This is a genomic window from Sandaracinobacter neustonicus (genome assembly GCF_006385875.1).
Classification (GTDB): Bacteria; Pseudomonadota; Alphaproteobacteria; order Sphingomonadales; family Sphingomonadaceae; genus Sandaracinobacteroides; species Sandaracinobacteroides neustonicus.
Window position 1 is genome coordinate 37,563 of sequence record NZ_VFSU01000021.1, and the last position, 13,815, is coordinate 51,377.

A 13,815-nucleotide genomic window follows, 5' to 3' on the forward strand; every position below is an offset into this window, starting at 1 on the left:
TCTCTCCCCCTGCAAGGGGGAGAGTAGGAGAGGGGGTGTCACCGGTTGGCCTGATCCACCGACATCACAACAAGCACAGCAGAAGCGCCGCAGGCCAAAGCCCCCAACCTCAAATAAACCCACCCCCCAGCGAAAGCCGCACCAGCGCAATCGCGATCACCACAAGGTTCAGGATTTGCCCTTCCTTCCGGCGGGAAATCAGCCCCAGCACAAGGCCGAAACCAGCAATGGGAATCACAAACCAGTTGGCCCACCCCACGAAGGGAATGATGCCGAACGCCGCGATGATACCGCCGACGATGCCAATCAAAAGGGACAGGACGTTAAGCATGAGTGTGCAATCTTTCCGCTACTGAATGTCCCGCTCTCTCGATGGGGCGATATGGTGGGGTAAGGTGGAAATGCAATGGCTTGGCCTGTAGGGGGCGTTGCATGAACCGAATCCCCCCCGCTGAATGGGCCCCGCAGCGCGCGCTGTTCCTGGGCTTCCCGTCCGACCCTGAGTTGTGGGAGGATGATCTCGCCCCCGCGCAGGCCGAAGTCGCCGCACTGGCGCGGCAATTGTCCGAAACGGTCCCGGTGCGGCTGATCGCCAGCGGAGCCGAAGCCGCAGCCACCGCGCGCACCCTGCTGCCCGCCGCCGTTCAGGTGGACGATATCCCCTTCGGCGACATCTGGCTGAGGGACACCGGCCCCGTCTTCACCCGCGCGGAAACCGCCGTGCGCTTCCGCTTCAACGGCTGGGGCGGCAAATATGATCTTCCCGGGGATGATACAGTCGGCGCTGGCATGGCCGGGCTGATGTCAGCCGCCGTCGATCCGTTCGATTTCGTGCTGGAAGGCGGCGCCATCGAATATGATGGCGCAGGGCTGCTGCTCACCACCGAACAATGTTTGCTGAACCCCAACCGCAATCCGGGCTGGACGAAAGCCGCAGCTGAAGCGGCACTGGCAAAGGCCATCGGCGCGCGTCGCATCGTCTGGCTGGGGGACGGCCTGCTGAACGACCATACCGACGGCCATGTGGACAATCTCGCCCGCTTCGTCGCCCCCGGCACAGTGGCAGTGCCCGAAGGCGGCCCGGACGATCCGAACGCAGCCGTGTTCGCCGATGCCGCCGCCCGCATCCGCGCGGCCGGGCTGGTAGCCGTGACGATCCCCTCCGTCGGGGCCTATCACATGGATGACGAACTGGTCCCGGCTTCCTACATGAACTGGATCGTCGCCAACGGGCAGGTCGTCGTGCCGCTCTATGGTGCGGCGAACGATGCAGCGGCGGTGGCGGCGGTGGCGCGCTGCTTCCCCCGGCATAGGGTGACGGGCCTTCGCGCCGACCATATCCTGACGGGCGGCGGCAGCTTCCACTGCATCTCGCAACAGGTTCCGGAGGCGAAGTGATGCTGAACGTGGGCGCGGTGCAGATGGCGATGAGCGGTCGCCGCGATGACGATATCGCGAAAGCCATGCAGCTGGTGCGTCAGGCCGCCGCAAAGGGGGCGAAGGTGATCCTGCCGCCCGAACTGTTCGAAGGCCATTATTTCTGCACCTCGCAGGATGAATCGCTGTTCGCGACAGCCGCGCCGGTGGCAAGCCACCCGGCGGTGGAAGCCGCACGCGAAGTCGCCCGCGCGGAAAAAATCTTCATCCCCACCAGCTTCTATGAACGCGACGGCCATCATTATTACAACAGCATCGCCTTCGTGCGGGATGATGGCATGGTGGAGGGCGTCTACCGCAAAAGCCACATCCCCGATGGCCCGGGTTACATGGAAAAATTCTATTTCCGCCCCGGCAACACCGGCTTCAAGGTGTGGCCCACGCCTTATGGCACCATCGGCGTCGGCATCTGCTGGGATCAATGGTATCCGGAAACCGCCCGCTCCATGATGCTGATGGGAGCGGATGTGCTGTTTTTCCCCACCGCCATCGGCAACGAACCGCATGACCCTGAGCTGGACACCCGCCGCCTCTGGGTGCGGGCGATGATCGGCCATGCCGTCTCCAACGTCGTCCCCGTGGTCGCCGCCAACCGCGTGGGCACGGAACCCACGGCAGACGGCGCAGGCGCGCATTTCTACGGCAACAGCTTCATCAGCAACCAGCGCGGCGATAGGGTCGCGGAAATGGATACCGCCAGCGAAGGCGTCATCACCGCCGAATTCGATCTGGCCACCATCGCCCGCCACCGCGCCGCCTTCGGCTTCTTCCGCGATCGGCGGCCCAACCTCTATGGCCGCATTGCAGAGGATATCTGAACCTCAGGCCCGGGCGGCGATGGCAGCCTTCACGGCTTCACGGAACATCTCGCCCGTCAAACGGCCGGTATTCTGGTTGTAGCGCGAGCAATGATAGCTATCGACCAGCGTGTATCCCGTGTGCAGCCGGTGCACCGCGCCATGGCCGAAGGGGTGCTTGGGCAGCTTGCCGCCCAGCGCCTTCAAAGCGGATTGATGCGCCACCTGCCCCAGCGCCAGCACCACCTTCAGATGGGGCATGCCGCGCAACTGCTCCTTCAGGAACGGCCGGCACTGGTGGATTTCCGCACTGTCCGGCTTGTTCGCGGGCGGCAGGCAACGCACCGCATTCACGATCAGCGCGCCATTCAATGTCAGCCCGTCGTCCACGGTTCCGCCATAGCTGCCGCTGGACAGCCCAAGGTCGGACAACGTCCGGTACAACAACTCACCCGACGCATCGCCGGTAAACGGCCGCCCGGTGCGGTTCGCCCCGCGCTCGCCCGGTGCCAGCCCCACGATCGCCAGCCAGCCCTGCTCGTCGCCGAACGCGGGCACCGGCGTATTGAACCAGCCCGGCTCACGCGCACGAAGCACCTGCCGATGCGCGACAAGGCGCGGACAAAGCTGGCAATCGGCGTCAGGCTGCATGGCCATGGCGGCTAACAGCATGGCCCGGCAAACTCCAGCACCGCGATCAGCGACAGGCCCCGTCCTGATTGGGCCCGTCCTGATCGGATTGGGCGGCAACCGCTGCCACGGCCGCCACGGCCCGCCCCGCCGGGTGATCGCGGCCGCGCTCGCCGCGCTGGAGGCAGACGGCGTCAAACTGCTCAGCGTCTCCAGGATCGTGGAAACCCCGCCGCTCGGCCCATCCAACCGCCGATTCGCCAACGCCGCCGCAGAAATCCACTGGGCAGGCACGCCAGAGGCGCTGCTGACGCTGCTCCAGTCCATCGAACGGCAGTTCGGCCGCAAACGCTGGCGCCGCTGGGGTGCCCGCGTGCTGGATCTCGATCTCCTCGCCTTCGGACAGTTGCAGCTGGCGAAAAAGCGGCTGAAACTGCCCCACCCGGCCCTGCCCGAACGCCTGTTCGTGCTGCACCCGCTGGCAGAGATCGCACCCAATTGGCGGCACCCGCAACTCCGGCTCACGGTCCGCCAGATGACGGCACGATTGCAAAAACCGCGCCCCTTCATCTGACGCAGGCATTTGACGCGGACGAAAGCCCGCCTTACAGCCGCGCGACGCAAAGGCAGTGGGCTCGTAGCTCAGTCGGTAGAGCAACGGACTTTTAATCTGTAGGTCTCGGGTTCGAATCCCGACGAGCCCACCATCGCCTCGGCGTCAGCCGCTTATTGCGGCTGTTGTGCGGCGCGCTGCTGCATCATCTTCTGCATTGCCGCGCGGCCTTCCTCCTTCGTCACCTTGCCGTCCTTGTCGGCGTCCATCATGGCGAAGCCTTCGGGGCGGCGGCCTGCGGCTTCCCACTCCGCCTTCGACAGAACACCGTCCTTGTTGGTATCCGTCGCGTCGAAAAAGCGGCCGGGCTGATGCCCGGCAGGCGGCTGCTGTGCCAGCGCGGGGGCGGCGAGCAGGGCGGCAACGGCAAACATGGCTTGGCGGATCATCAAGTCTCTCCTTCTTGCGATGGCTGTTCTACGCAAACTGTGGCGCAATTCCCACGCGTCCCGCCGTCAGACGCCCGCATTCGCCGCGGATTGCTTGCCATTGGGCGCGCGGGCTTTACGGTCCCCTGAATGGCGGACGTCGGCGGAGATCATCGCATCGTGGCGGTCGAGCTGGATGAACGCACCGTTCTCTGGCGCAACGCGGATGTGGAACAGGAACGGCGGGTCGCCATCTTCGACTTGCTGGAAGGCAATCTGTTCCGCCCGCTGGACCTGCCCGGCACCGGCCCATGGCGGCTGACGCTGCGCGTGGAAGACGGCCGCCTCGCCATGGACGTCACGCAGGATGGCGGACAGCCGGCGGGCACCATCCTGCTGGGGCTGGCCCCGTTCCGCCGTGTGGTGCGCGAATATTTCGCCATCTGCGACAGCTACTACAAGGCGATTCGCAACGCCTCGCCCAGCGCCATCGAAACCATCGACATGGCCCGGCGCGGAATCCACAATTCCGCCGCAGACCTGCTGATGGAACGGCTGGACGGCAAGGTGGAAACCGATTTCGACACCGCCCGCCGCCTGTTCACGCTGATCTGCGTTCTGCATATCCGCCAGTGACGCCACACAGGGGTGGTGGACTTTCGGCGCAAAGCGCCGCAAGCGCGACCACCTCAACGAAAGGAACTTCTTGATGGGTGTGATGCCCGACAGCTGGATTCGGGAACGCGCCCTGCGCGACGGCATGATCGAGCCGTTCGTCGAAGCGCAGAAACGCGACGGCTGCATCTCCTACGGCCTCTCCAGCTATGGCTATGACGCCCGCGTGTCAGACGAATTCAAGATTTTCACCAACGTCGACAGCGCCGTGGTGGACCCGAAGCAATTCTCAGACGCCAGCTTCGTAGACCGCAAGACTGACGTCTGCGTCATCCCCCCCAACAGCTTCGCACTGGCCCGCACCGTCGAATATTTCCGCGTGCCGCGCGACGTGCTGGTGATCTGCCTCGGCAAAAGCACCTACGCCCGCTGCGGCATCATCGTGAACGTCACCCCGCTCGAGCCCGAATGGGAAGGCCATGTCACGCTGGAATTCTCCAACACGACCCCCCTGCCCGCCAAAATCTACGCCCATGAAGGCGCCTGCCAGTTCCTGTTCCTGAAAGGCGAAGGCCTCTGCGAAACCAGCTACGCAGACCGCGCCGGGAAATATATGGGCCAGCGCGGGGTGACACTGCCCCGGTTGTAAGGCGGGGTTTCGGGACGGGGTCGCGCTGCGGGCCTGCGCCCCGCCCCCTCAGACCACGAACGCAGCCGTCGTCCGTGCCTTCACATCCTCGGCCGTTACCCCCGGTGCCGTTTCCACCAGCCGGAACGGTGCGCCCTTGCGGTCCGCGCGTTCGAACACGGCGATATCGGTGATGATCACGTCCACCACGTTGCGGCCGGTCAGCGGCAGGGTGCAGGCCGGGATGAACTTCGGATTCCCGGCCTTGTCGCTATGCTCCATCATCACCACGATGCGGGGCGTTCCGGCCACAAGGTCCATCGCCCCGCCCATGCCCTTCACCATCTTGCCGGGCACCATCCAGTTGGCGAGATCGCCATTCTCCGCCACTTCCATCGCGCCCAAAATGCTCAGGTCCATATGCCCGCCACGGATCATGGCGAAGCTGTCGGCGCTGCTGAAATAACTGGTGCGCGGCAGTTCCGTCACCGTCTGCTTGCCGGCATTGATCAGGTCGGCGTCTTCCTCGCTCTCCCACGGGAATGGCCCCATCCCCAGCATGCCGTTTTCGGATTGCAGGGTGATATCCAGATCGCCCGCATGGTTCGCCACCAGCGTGGGCATGCCGATGCCGAGGTTCACATAGAAGCCATCTTTCAGCTCCCGCGCTGCGCGTTGGGCCATTTCATCACGAGTCCATGGCATCAGGCGTGTCCCTCCTCTGGCTCTTCGGCTCCACCAATTCTGGCGCGCTCTTCATCAAATCCTCGCCACAACTCGGCAAGTGCCCATTCGGCGCTGTATCCATCCATTGCCGCATAGCCAGCCGCCGCAGTGTGCAGGCTTTCAACTATCAGCGATCCAAGCAAATAGGGCGACGAGACGACACCCGGAGCGACAAGAACGAAACTGCGCTCTTGCGACACCCAAAAGCGCGCAATCTCACGAAAATCCGTGGTCAGGCTATCATGCCCCTTCAGCGGGATTTCATTTGGATGCTGCGCCTTGCGACCCAGTATCACGCGATTTCCCTTTTCCGCACGGTGCGCTGTTCAATGCGCTTTTCGAACGTGCCCACGAACACCCGCTGCACGAACACGCTGGGCGTGTGGATCAGGTCCGGGTCCAGTGCGCCGTCGGGCACGATTTCCTCCACTTCGGCCACCGTCACCTTGCCGGCGGTGGCAGCCATCGGGTTGAAATTGCGGGCCGTCTTGCGGAACACCAGATTGCCGAAACGGTCCGCCTTCCACGCCTTCACGATGGCGAGGTCGCCGACGATGCCGCGCTCCATCACGAAGGTCTCGCCGTCGAACTCCTTATGCTCCTTGCCCTCGGCCACCAGCGTGCCGACGCCGGTGCGGGTGTAGAATCCGGGGATGCCCGCGCCGCCTGCGCGCATGCGTTCAGCCAGCGTGCCCTGCGGGCAGAATTCCAGCTCCAGCTCGCCGCTCAGATACTGGCGCTCGAACTCCTTATTCTCACCCACATAGCTGGAGATCATCTTCTTCACCTGCCGGGTTTCCAGCAGCAGCCCCAGCCCGAAGCCGTCAACGCCCGCATTGTTGGACACCACCGTTAGCCCCTTCACGCCAGAGGCGCGAATGGCGGCGATGGAATTTTCCGGAATGCCGCACAGGCCGAAGCCGCCCGACACGATCGTCATGCCGTCGAACAACAGCCCTTCAAGGGCAGAGGCGGCATCGCTGTAGACCTTGTTGGCCACATATCCTCCCAGAAGTTGAAACCTGATTCGGTTCTCGAATTATTCGAGGCTCCCTAATCAATGTCTTGACCATGGTCTAGCGGCAAGCTTTGCCGCTTTCCATGTCCATCCTTGCTCCACAGCCGCTCTATCTCGCCCGCCATGCCGAAACGGTGTTCAACCGCCACCGCCGCATGCAGGGCAATGATGCGCACACCCCCCTCACGCGCGACGGAATTGCGCAGGCCGAAGCCATGGGGGAGGCGCTGGCGCGGCATTTCGGCGGCAGCGGTGAAGCGGTTCCGCAAATCTGGGCCTCGCCTGCGGGCCGCACCTTGCAGACGGCGTCCATCGTCGCCGAACATCTGGGCGTTCCCTTTTTCCAGATTCGCCCGGACACACGGCTGCGCGAGATCGAGGTGGGGCGCTGGACGGGGCGGGATTACGCGCAGATCATCGCCGAGGAAGGCGAGATTCTGGATCATGCGCACCGGCTGTTCCGCATGCCCATTCCGGGCGGCGAACATTATGCCGATATCGCCGAGCGGCTGGCGGGCTGGCTGGCCGACGCCGGGGCGGCTCCGGCGCTCGTGATCAGCCATGGCATCACCGCCCGCGTGCTGCGCGGCCTGCTGGCGGGCGGACAGGCTTATGAAGGAATCCCGATCGCGGCAGACGTGCCGCAGGGCACGATCATGCGCATCGCAGGCGGGGCGGAACAGGCGTTGCACATCGGCAGCGGCGCCTCCGGGCCGCGCGCGGCGTGAAGACCGGCAAAAGAGTCGGCAAAATTTACAGATTCCATTGCGCTGTAAAAATTAACCTCTGGAATCCACCGGACAACTAAAAAATTACTACGTGCTGGTTCCTGCCACAATTTATGTACACTTGATCGCAGGGAACATAAGTTTCAATATATATGCTTGGGGAAGGAGCGGCAGCTATGATCCGCTCTTTCTTGATTTTATGCGCCTTGTTCACGGCCACATCGGCTGGCGCGGTGATACCCGTCTAAGCTTCGATTCACCAGCCAACGGGCGGAGATGTCAGGATCGACAGCCCGATCAGGCTGGAGATGAACAGCAGTTTGAACATGGATGGTCGCCTTCCCGCGCCGGGTTGCACCTGCGCGCGGCGGAAGGCCAGTGAATCAGTGTAAAACCCACACAACAGGACCGGCTTCGCTTTTCCCCGCATTTGCGCTATGGGCGCGCTTCCATGGACACCAACCTGATGCCGATTGCGGGCGCGGCCGACCCTGTCGCCGTGCCGCGCACCCTTGTTCCCCGGGCCGATGGGCTGCGGGATCTCGTCGGGCTGACGAAAGCCGAGATCGCCGAAGCGCTGGTGGAGTCCGGCCTTGTGGAGCCGAAACCGGCGAAGATGCGCGCCAAGCAGATCTGGGGCTGGATCTACAATCGCGGGGCCACCGAATTCGCGCAGATGTCGGATTTGTCGAAGCCGCTGCGCGAGGGGCTGGCAACACAGTTCGTGGTGGGCCGCCCTGAAGTGGTGGAGGCGCATGTCTCCACCGACGGCACGCGCAAATGGCTGCTGCGTTCAGCGGGCGAAGAGTATGAGATGGTGTTCATCCCCGATGCTGATCGGGGCACCCTGTGCGTGTCCAGTCAGGTGGGCTGCACGCTGAACTGCCGCTTCTGCTTCACCGGCACGATGAAGCTGGTGCGCAACCTGACGGCGGCGGAAATCGTCGGGCAGGTGATGCTGGCGCGGGACAGCCTTGGTGAATGGCCAAGTCAGCCTGATGGCCGTCTGCTCACCAACATCGTGATGATGGGCATGGGCGAGCCGCTCTACAATTTCGACGCCGTGCGCGACGCGCTGAAGATCGTGATGGATGGGGACGGGCTGGCGCTTTCGAAGCGGCGAATCACGCTCTCCACCTCTGGCGTGGTGCCGATGATGGCGCGCGCGGGCGAGGAGATCGGCGTGAATCTGGCCGTGAGCCTGCACGCCGTGACGAAGGACGTCCGCGACGAGATCGTGCCGCTGAACCGCAAATATGGCATCGACGAGCTGCTGACCGCCTGCGCCGCCTATCCGGGCGCCAACAATGCCCGGCGCATCACCTTCGAATATGTGATGCTGAAGGGCAAGAATGACCGCGACGAGGACGCGCATGAGCTGGTGCGGCTGATCAAACAATATCGGCTGCCCGCCAAGGTGAACCTGATCCCGTGGAACCCATGGCCCGGCGCGGCCTATGAAACCAGCGACGAGGCTCAGGTGCAGCGCTTTTCCGACATCGTCTACCGCGCCGGGATTTCCGCCCCCGTCCGCCGCCCGCGCGGGCGCGACATCATGGCCGCCTGCGGCCAGCTGAAAAGCGACAGCGTAAAGCTGAGCCGGGCCGAGCTGGATCGGCTGGCAGAGGAGAAGCAGGCCGCACTATGAGGCCCGCGATTTTTATGGCGGCATTGCTTGCCGCCTGCACCCCCGCCTCTGCACCCTCAGCCGAAGATCTGGCCATCGCCATCGGCGTAGACGTGGGCATGCTGCGGCATGTGCGCTGCGAGCGGGTGCCCAATGACCCGACCGAATTCGTCTGCCGCTACCAGCAGCGCGCCGGTGCGGACTGGACACATATGGAAGCCGTGGCCGCGCGCAACGGCATGCGATGGGTGCTGATCGACACGCCGGGCAAACCGGACTGAGGCCTTCCGCAGACCGATCTCGTTCCCGGACAGGCCCTGATCTTGCGGATTGCGTCGCTTGCAAGCAGGTATCGCTTGCCTGTCCTACGTGCCGCAACCTCTCCCCCCGCTCAGGCTGAGCTTGTCGAAGCCCGTGGAGCGTGCCCCCCCCCGGCTCAGCCGTTAGGCTTTCGCGTCCGGGGCTTCGACAAGCTCAGCCTGAGCGGGGAGGGAAAGGGTGGCGGTAAAGGCTGCAAGGCTGGTGGCCTTGCAAAAAACGCCCTATCTCTTCGAAATCATCCGCCAGATCGCCAGCACGATCAGCGAGCCGATCACTGCGCCGAAGAAGCCGGCATATTCGCCCTGCCCGTACATGCCGGTGATCTGCCCGATCCATGTGAACAACGCCGCCCCCAAAATGCCAAGGAAGGTGGTGAGCAGGCACCCCTGCGGATCGCGCGGGTTGCTGGAAAATATCCGTGCCAGCAGCCCCGCGAAGAAGCCGATGACGATAACGCCGAGCCATGTTGAAGCCATGCGAGATACCCCTTGTTGACGAGAAGGGATTCTAGCGCAGGTCGGGCGGGGTGGGGAAGGGGCGGAGCGCGAGATTGTAAGCAGGGGGGGTGCCGAATTCAGCGCCGGGCCAGCCTGTCTGCCACGAGGCGAATGGCGTGGGGATTCCAGCCGAGGCCGCTGTGGGTGCCCGGCACGTGGAGATTTTCCACCTCCGGCCCCGGCCGGGCGTGGGCGGCTTTCGGGTGGACGATGCCGTCGCCCAGTGCGGCGATGGCCGTGAAGGGAACCATGGGCAAGGCCCCCGGCTGCCAATCCACCGGGGCGGATTGCAGGGCGTGGCCCGCCACCCGCTCATACAGTTTCCACGCATTGTTGGCGGTCAGCAGGCCGGATACCGGGGAGCCCATGGTGATCACCTGCCGCACCTCCTGCGGGTGGCGACGGGCGAGTTCCACCGCATAAAGGCCACCAAGGCTCCAGCCGATCAGCGCGACCGGTTCGCGCGCGCGGGCGCTGAAGGTGAGGAATCGGCTTTCCAGCTGTTCGAAGCGGCCGGGGCGCAGGCCCATGTTGCGGCCCAGCTGCCAGCCTTCCACCTTGTGGCCAATGGCGGAAAGCACGCCGCGCATCGGGGCCGTGGCCCAATCGCCGGAGAGGAGGCCCGGCAGCACCAGCACATGGCGCGAGGGCCATTGCGGCAGTTCGCGGATCAGTTGCAGACGCTGGCGGCGGAAGGCCTGCAACTCGCCCAATGATCGCAGTTCGGCCGCATAGGCCAGCCGCCCCGGCGGGCCGGGATCGGTGACGGGTGGCAGATCGCCGATGGCGGCCGGAAAGGGTGCGCCGGGGGCCTGTTCGATCCCGGCTTCGGCCTGCTGGCCGTGCGAAAGTCCGCCGTCTGCCGGTTCGATGCGCATCCGGCCCTTATATCGGCTGGATTGCGACGTTTTGAAGATGGCGGGATTTGAAGCGACCGGCGGCCGACCCTGCCGGCCGCCGGTCTGTGCCATCAATCGCCGAAGGTGCGCTGCCACCAGCCGCGCCGCGGTGCGGCTTCGGGTTCGGCGGCTTCGGCCGTTTCCAGTTCGGCGGCCGGAGCGGGCGTTTCCACGGCCGGAACTTCGGCGACCGTTTCCGCTGCCTCTGCCTTGGCGGCCTTCGGGGCGGCCTTGCGGCGGCCCTTCGGTTTGGTCGGGGCTTCAGCATCCGCCGGTTCGGCGGGCGCTTCGGCTGCCGAGGCTTCCACCACCGGGGCCTCGACAACGGGCGCGTCCACGGCGGCTTCGGCGTCCGCAACCTTCTTGCTGCTACGGCGACGCTTCGGTTTTTCCGCCGGGGCCTCGGACGCCTCGACTGCTTCCGGCGCTGCTTCGACGGGAACGGCTTCGACAACCGCTTCGACGACCGGCTCGGCAGCCTTCTTGCTGCCGCGGCGACGGCCCTTCGGTTTGGCGTCCGCTTCTGCCGGGGCTTCGGCGGCGATGTCCGGCTGCGCTTCGGCCGGAGCCTCCTCGCCGTCAAACGCCTCGCCCTCAAACGCGTCCGTCACGCCCTCTGCGGCACCTTCCTGCCCGTCGCGACGACCGCCGCGACGACGACGACGGCGCTTGCGACGACGCTCACCGCCCTCGCCCGCCTCATCGCCCTCGGCTGCATCGACAGGCCGCTCAGTCGGTTCGGCACCATCCGCCACGCCATTGCCATCGGCGGCCTCAAAGCCTGCTTCCGGCGCGTCGCCCCGATCCCCTTCCGCACGATCACGGCCACCCCGGCGGCGACGGCGGCGGCGACGACCGTTGCGGTCCTCGCGATCTTCGCGCGGCTCGCGGCGGCCATCGGACCGGGATTCGGAGACATCCTCCTCCTCGGCCTCGTCCTCCTCGTCTTCGATCTCGTCCGGCTCGTCGATGTCGGCATAGGCCTGCGGCGCGGCCAGCGCGGCCATGCGCGGGGCCTGTGCGGGCGGCGGGCCGCTGCTGTCGATGGCGAGGCGGCCGCCGATCAGCGACTCATCCGGCACCACTTCGATCAGCACGCCGTAGCGCGCTTCCAGCTCGGCCAGTTCGGCGCGCTTGCGGTTCAGCATGTAAACGGCGACCGAGCGGTCCGCACGCAGGCGGAACACGCTGGCGCGGCCCTTCACCGCTTCTTCTTCCAGCAGGCGCAGCGCGGCGAGCGCGGCGGAGCCATCGGTGCGGATCAAGCCGGAACCATCGCACATCGGGCAGACCTGTGTGGAGGCTTCCAGCACGCCGGTGCGCAGGCGCTGGCGGCTCATTTCCAGCAAGCCGAACGAGGAGATGCGGCCGACCTGAATGCGGGCGCGGTCCTGCCGCAGCGCTTCCTTCAGGGCGCGCTCCACCTTGCGGTTGTTGCCGTTCGATTCCATGTCGATGAAATCGACCACCACAAGGCCCGCGAGATCGCGCAGGCGCAGTTGGCGGGCGACTTCCTCGGCCGCTTCGATGTTGGTTTTAAGGGCAGTTTCCTCGATATTATACTCGCGCGTGGAGCGGCCCGAGTTCACGTCGATGGCGACCAGCGCTTCGGTGGGGTTGATGACGATATAGCCGCCCGAACGCAGGTTCACGACCGGGTTCAGCAGCGCCGCCAGCTGGCTTTCCACGCCCGCGCGGTGGAACAGCGGCACCGGATCGATATAGGGCTGCACCTTCTTCGCATGGCTGGGCATCAGCAGCTTCATGAAGCTCTTGGCCTGCGCATAGCTGTCCGGGCCGTCCACCAGCACTTCGTCGATCTCGCGGGTGTAGATGTCGCGGATGGCGCGCTTGATCAGGTCGCTGTCCTCGTAGATCAGCGCCGGGGCGCTGGAGGTGAGGGTTTTCTCGCGGATTTCGTCCCACAGGCGCGTGAGGTAATCGAAGTCGCGCTTGATCTCCGTCTTGGTGCGCTCAAGCCCGGCGGTGCGGACGATCGCGCCCATGGTGCTGGGCAGGTTCAGGTCCGCCATGATGGATTTCAGGCGCTTGCGATCAGACGCATTGGCGATCTTGCGGCTGATGCCGCCGCCCTGCGCCGTGTTGGGCATCAGCACCGAGTAGCGCCCGGCCAGCGAGATATAGGTGGTGAGCGCGGCACCCTTGTTGCCGCGTTCTTCCTTCACCACCTGCACCAGCATCACCTGACGGCGGCGGATGACTTCCTGAATCTTGTAGCGGCGGCGCAGCGCCATGCGGCGGCGGCGCAGCGCCTCGGCGCCGGCTTCTTCGGTGTTGCCATGTTCTTCCGGACGGGCACGGGGGGTTTCGCCCTCAGCTTCGCCCTCGGCATGGTCGTGCGCGTCTGTGCTGTCCTGCGCGTCGGCGTCGTCATCCTCATGGTCGTAGCCGCCATGGCCTTCTTCGGCCAGCGCCTGTTCCTCGCGCAGCAGGGCGTCGCGGTCTTCCTTGGGGATCTGGTAATAATCCGGGTGGATTTCCGAAAAGGCGAGGAAGCCGTGGCGGTTGCCGCCGTAATCGATGAAGGCCGCCTGCAGCGACGGCTCGACGCGCGTCACCTTCGCCAGATAGATATTGCCCTTGATCTGCTTGCGGGCGGCGGCCTCGAAATCAAACTCCTCGATCCGGCTTCCCTTGACGACGGCGACCCGGGTTTCCTCCGGGTGGCGGCCGTCGATGAGCATTCTTGTTGTCATTGAAAAGTCTCCCTGCGCCTTTGGCGCTGATTCTGGACGCGCTTGGCGCGTAGGTTGGGTCGGCGCGGGTGGCGCCGGAAAGGCTGGCGGCGGCGAAGGGCCGACGCCCGGAAAATGGGGCAGAAAAGGCGTGGTTCGTCAGGGCCCGGGACACCCGCGACGAGAGAAAGAGATGAGAGGCGGCAGGCGGGCAT

Annotated in this window: 17 protein-coding genes and 1 tRNA gene; 9 read left to right on the forward strand and 9 right to left on the reverse strand. The window is 65.1% G+C overall.

All coding sequences use genetic code 11. From position 1 onward, the window contains the following. Nucleotides 1-109: 109 nt before the first annotated feature. Complete coding sequence (locus tag FJQ54_RS07515) at nt 110-331, reverse strand: hypothetical protein (RefSeq protein WP_140927803.1); 222 nt, start codon at nt 329-331, stop codon at nt 110-112. Nucleotides 332-432: 101 nt separating this feature from the next. Here FJQ54_RS07515 and FJQ54_RS07520 point away from each other — a divergent pair, with 101 nt between their 5' ends. Next, complete coding sequence (locus tag FJQ54_RS07520; protein ID WP_140927804.1) at nt 433-1,398, forward strand: agmatine deiminase family protein; 966 nt, start codon at nt 433-435, stop codon at nt 1,396-1,398. Next, the gene (aguB, locus tag FJQ54_RS07525) at nt 1,398-2,255 is read left to right on the forward strand and encodes an N-carbamoylputrescine amidase (RefSeq protein WP_140927805.1); all 858 of its coding nucleotides are present in this window, start codon (nt 1,398-1,400) and stop codon (nt 2,253-2,255) included. Before FJQ54_RS07520 ends, aguB begins: the two co-directional genes overlap by 1 nt. Nucleotides 2,256-2,258: 3 nt before the next feature. Here aguB and FJQ54_RS07530 read toward each other — a convergent pair whose 3' ends face one another. Then, nucleotides 2,259-2,891 carry a uracil-DNA glycosylase gene (locus FJQ54_RS07530; RefSeq protein ID WP_235890355.1) on the reverse strand — a complete coding sequence of 211 codons (633 nt, stop codon included), beginning with the start codon at nt 2,889-2,891 and terminating at the stop codon, nt 2,259-2,261. Between FJQ54_RS07530 and folK the strand changes: the two genes are divergently transcribed. Together folK and FJQ54_RS07540 are read left to right on the forward strand one after the other, a co-directional pair. Then, nucleotides 2,884-3,438, forward strand: a complete 555-nt coding sequence (gene folK, locus FJQ54_RS07535) for a 2-amino-4-hydroxy-6-hydroxymethyldihydropteridine diphosphokinase (protein ID WP_235890356.1) — start codon at nt 2,884-2,886, stop codon at nt 3,436-3,438. The two genes, FJQ54_RS07530 and folK, sit on opposite strands and share 8 nt — an antisense overlap. Nucleotides 3,439-3,495: 57 nt before the next feature. Beyond that, nucleotides 3,496-3,571, forward strand: a tRNA-Lys gene (locus FJQ54_RS07540). A gap of 19 nt (nt 3,572-3,590) precedes the next feature. Here FJQ54_RS07540 and FJQ54_RS07545 read toward each other — a convergent pair. Continuing rightward, nucleotides 3,591-3,866, reverse strand: a complete 276-nt coding sequence (locus tag FJQ54_RS07545; RefSeq protein ID WP_140927807.1) for an EF-hand domain-containing protein — start codon at nt 3,864-3,866, stop codon at nt 3,591-3,593. A gap of 129 nt (nt 3,867-3,995) precedes the next feature. On the opposite strand from FJQ54_RS07545, the gene FJQ54_RS07550 reads away from it, so the two are divergent. Then, nucleotides 3,996-4,481, forward strand: a complete 486-nt coding sequence (locus tag FJQ54_RS07550; RefSeq protein WP_140927808.1) for a UPF0262 family protein — start codon at nt 3,996-3,998, stop codon at nt 4,479-4,481. Between the two features lie 73 nt (nt 4,482-4,554). Further along, nucleotides 4,555-5,109 carry a dCTP deaminase gene (dcd, locus tag FJQ54_RS07555; protein WP_140927809.1) on the forward strand — a complete coding sequence of 185 codons (555 nt, stop codon included), beginning with the start codon at nt 4,555-4,557 and terminating at the stop codon, nt 5,107-5,109. A 48-nt stretch (nt 5,110-5,157) separates the two neighbouring features. Here dcd and FJQ54_RS07560 read toward each other — a convergent pair whose 3' ends face one another. From FJQ54_RS07560 to FJQ54_RS07570, 3 genes are read right to left on the reverse strand one after another with little or no spacing between them, the layout of a single operon-like run. Then, nucleotides 5,158-5,793, reverse strand: a complete 636-nt coding sequence (locus tag FJQ54_RS07560; RefSeq protein WP_140927810.1) for a 3-oxoacid CoA-transferase subunit B — start codon at nt 5,791-5,793, stop codon at nt 5,158-5,160. After that, nucleotides 5,793-6,110 (reverse strand): hypothetical protein, encoded by a 318-nt coding sequence (locus tag FJQ54_RS07565; RefSeq protein ID WP_140927811.1) that lies wholly within the window; start codon nt 6,108-6,110, stop codon nt 5,793-5,795. The genes FJQ54_RS07560 and FJQ54_RS07565 overlap by 1 nt, the downstream gene beginning before the upstream one ends. Beyond that, nucleotides 6,107-6,814, reverse strand: a complete 708-nt coding sequence (locus FJQ54_RS07570; protein ID WP_140927812.1) for a CoA transferase subunit A — start codon at nt 6,812-6,814, stop codon at nt 6,107-6,109. The genes FJQ54_RS07565 and FJQ54_RS07570 overlap by 4 nt, the downstream gene beginning before the upstream one ends. Nucleotides 6,815-6,915: 101 nt before the next feature. Here FJQ54_RS07570 and FJQ54_RS07575 point away from each other — a divergent pair, with 101 nt between their 5' ends. The 3 genes from FJQ54_RS07575 to FJQ54_RS07585 all read left to right on the forward strand — a co-directional run bounded on the left by FJQ54_RS07575 (nt 6,916) and on the right by FJQ54_RS07585 (nt 9,468). Next, entirely contained in the window at nt 6,916-7,560 is a 645-nt protein-coding gene (locus FJQ54_RS07575; RefSeq protein WP_140927813.1) for a histidine phosphatase family protein, read from the forward strand. Between the two features lie 451 nt (nt 7,561-8,011). Beyond that, on the forward strand, nt 8,012-9,208 hold the full coding sequence (rlmN, locus tag FJQ54_RS07580) for a 23S rRNA (adenine(2503)-C(2))-methyltransferase RlmN (RefSeq protein WP_235890357.1): 1,197 nt from the start codon (nt 8,012-8,014) through the stop codon (nt 9,206-9,208). Nucleotides 9,209-9,222: 14 nt separating this feature from the next. Continuing rightward, nucleotides 9,223-9,468: a hypothetical protein gene (locus FJQ54_RS07585; RefSeq protein WP_181160034.1), complete on the forward strand. Its 246-nt coding sequence runs from the start codon at nt 9,223-9,225 to the stop codon at nt 9,466-9,468. A gap of 261 nt (nt 9,469-9,729) precedes the next feature. Here the strand turns inward: FJQ54_RS07585 and FJQ54_RS07590 are convergent, their stop codons facing one another. The 3 genes from FJQ54_RS07590 to FJQ54_RS07600 all read right to left on the reverse strand — a co-directional run bounded on the left by FJQ54_RS07590 (nt 9,730) and on the right by FJQ54_RS07600 (nt 13,621). Beyond that, a complete protein-coding gene (locus FJQ54_RS07590) occupies nt 9,730-9,984 on the reverse strand; it encodes a GlsB/YeaQ/YmgE family stress response membrane protein (RefSeq protein ID WP_140927815.1) in 255 nt (84 codons plus the stop codon). A 98-nt stretch (nt 9,985-10,082) separates the two neighbouring features. Beyond that, a complete protein-coding gene (locus FJQ54_RS07595; RefSeq protein WP_140927816.1) occupies nt 10,083-10,883 on the reverse strand; it encodes an alpha/beta fold hydrolase in 801 nt (266 codons plus the stop codon). A gap of 92 nt (nt 10,884-10,975) precedes the next feature. Continuing rightward, entirely contained in the window at nt 10,976-13,621 is a 2,646-nt protein-coding gene (locus FJQ54_RS07600; protein ID WP_181160035.1) for an Rne/Rng family ribonuclease, read from the reverse strand. Nucleotides 13,622-13,815: the final 194 nt, after the last annotated feature.

What these genes read in the sequence shown, in the direction of transcription:
- FJQ54_RS07530 (WP_235890355.1), bottom strand. Translation starts at nt 2,891, where the DNA reads ATGGCCATGCAGCCTGACGCCGATTGCCAGCTTTGTCCGCGCCTTGTC.
- FJQ54_RS07560 (WP_140927810.1), bottom strand. Translation starts at nt 5,793, where the DNA reads ATGCCATGGACTCGTGATGAAATGGCCCAACGCGCAGCGCGGGAGCTG.
- FJQ54_RS07550 (WP_140927808.1), top strand. Translation starts at nt 3,996, where the DNA reads ATGGCGGACGTCGGCGGAGATCATCGCATCGTGGCGGTCGAGCTGGAT.
- FJQ54_RS07515 (WP_140927803.1), bottom strand. Translation starts at nt 331, where the DNA reads ATGCTTAACGTCCTGTCCCTTTTGATTGGCATCGTCGGCGGTATCATC.
- FJQ54_RS07520 (WP_140927804.1), top strand. Translation starts at nt 433, where the DNA reads ATGAACCGAATCCCCCCCGCTGAATGGGCCCCGCAGCGCGCGCTGTTC.
- FJQ54_RS07585 (WP_181160034.1), top strand. Translation starts at nt 9,223, where the DNA reads ATGGCGGCATTGCTTGCCGCCTGCACCCCCGCCTCTGCACCCTCAGCC.
- dcd (WP_140927809.1), top strand. Translation starts at nt 4,555, where the DNA reads ATGGGTGTGATGCCCGACAGCTGGATTCGGGAACGCGCCCTGCGCGAC.
- FJQ54_RS07600 (WP_181160035.1), bottom strand. Translation starts at nt 13,621, where the DNA reads ATGACAACAAGAATGCTCATCGACGGCCGCCACCCGGAGGAAACCCGG.
- FJQ54_RS07590 (WP_140927815.1), bottom strand. Translation starts at nt 9,984, where the DNA reads ATGGCTTCAACATGGCTCGGCGTTATCGTCATCGGCTTCTTCGCGGGG.
- FJQ54_RS07545 (WP_140927807.1), bottom strand. Translation starts at nt 3,866, where the DNA reads ATGATCCGCCAAGCCATGTTTGCCGTTGCCGCCCTGCTCGCCGCCCCC.
- FJQ54_RS07575 (WP_140927813.1), top strand. Translation starts at nt 6,916, where the DNA reads ATGTCCATCCTTGCTCCACAGCCGCTCTATCTCGCCCGCCATGCCGAA.
- aguB (WP_140927805.1), top strand. Translation starts at nt 1,398, where the DNA reads ATGCTGAACGTGGGCGCGGTGCAGATGGCGATGAGCGGTCGCCGCGAT.
- rlmN (WP_235890357.1), top strand. Translation starts at nt 8,012, where the DNA reads ATGGACACCAACCTGATGCCGATTGCGGGCGCGGCCGACCCTGTCGCC.
- FJQ54_RS07595 (WP_140927816.1), bottom strand. Translation starts at nt 10,883, where the DNA reads ATGCGCATCGAACCGGCAGACGGCGGACTTTCGCACGGCCAGCAGGCC.
- folK (WP_235890356.1), top strand. Translation starts at nt 2,884, where the DNA reads ATGGCCATGGCGGCTAACAGCATGGCCCGGCAAACTCCAGCACCGCGA.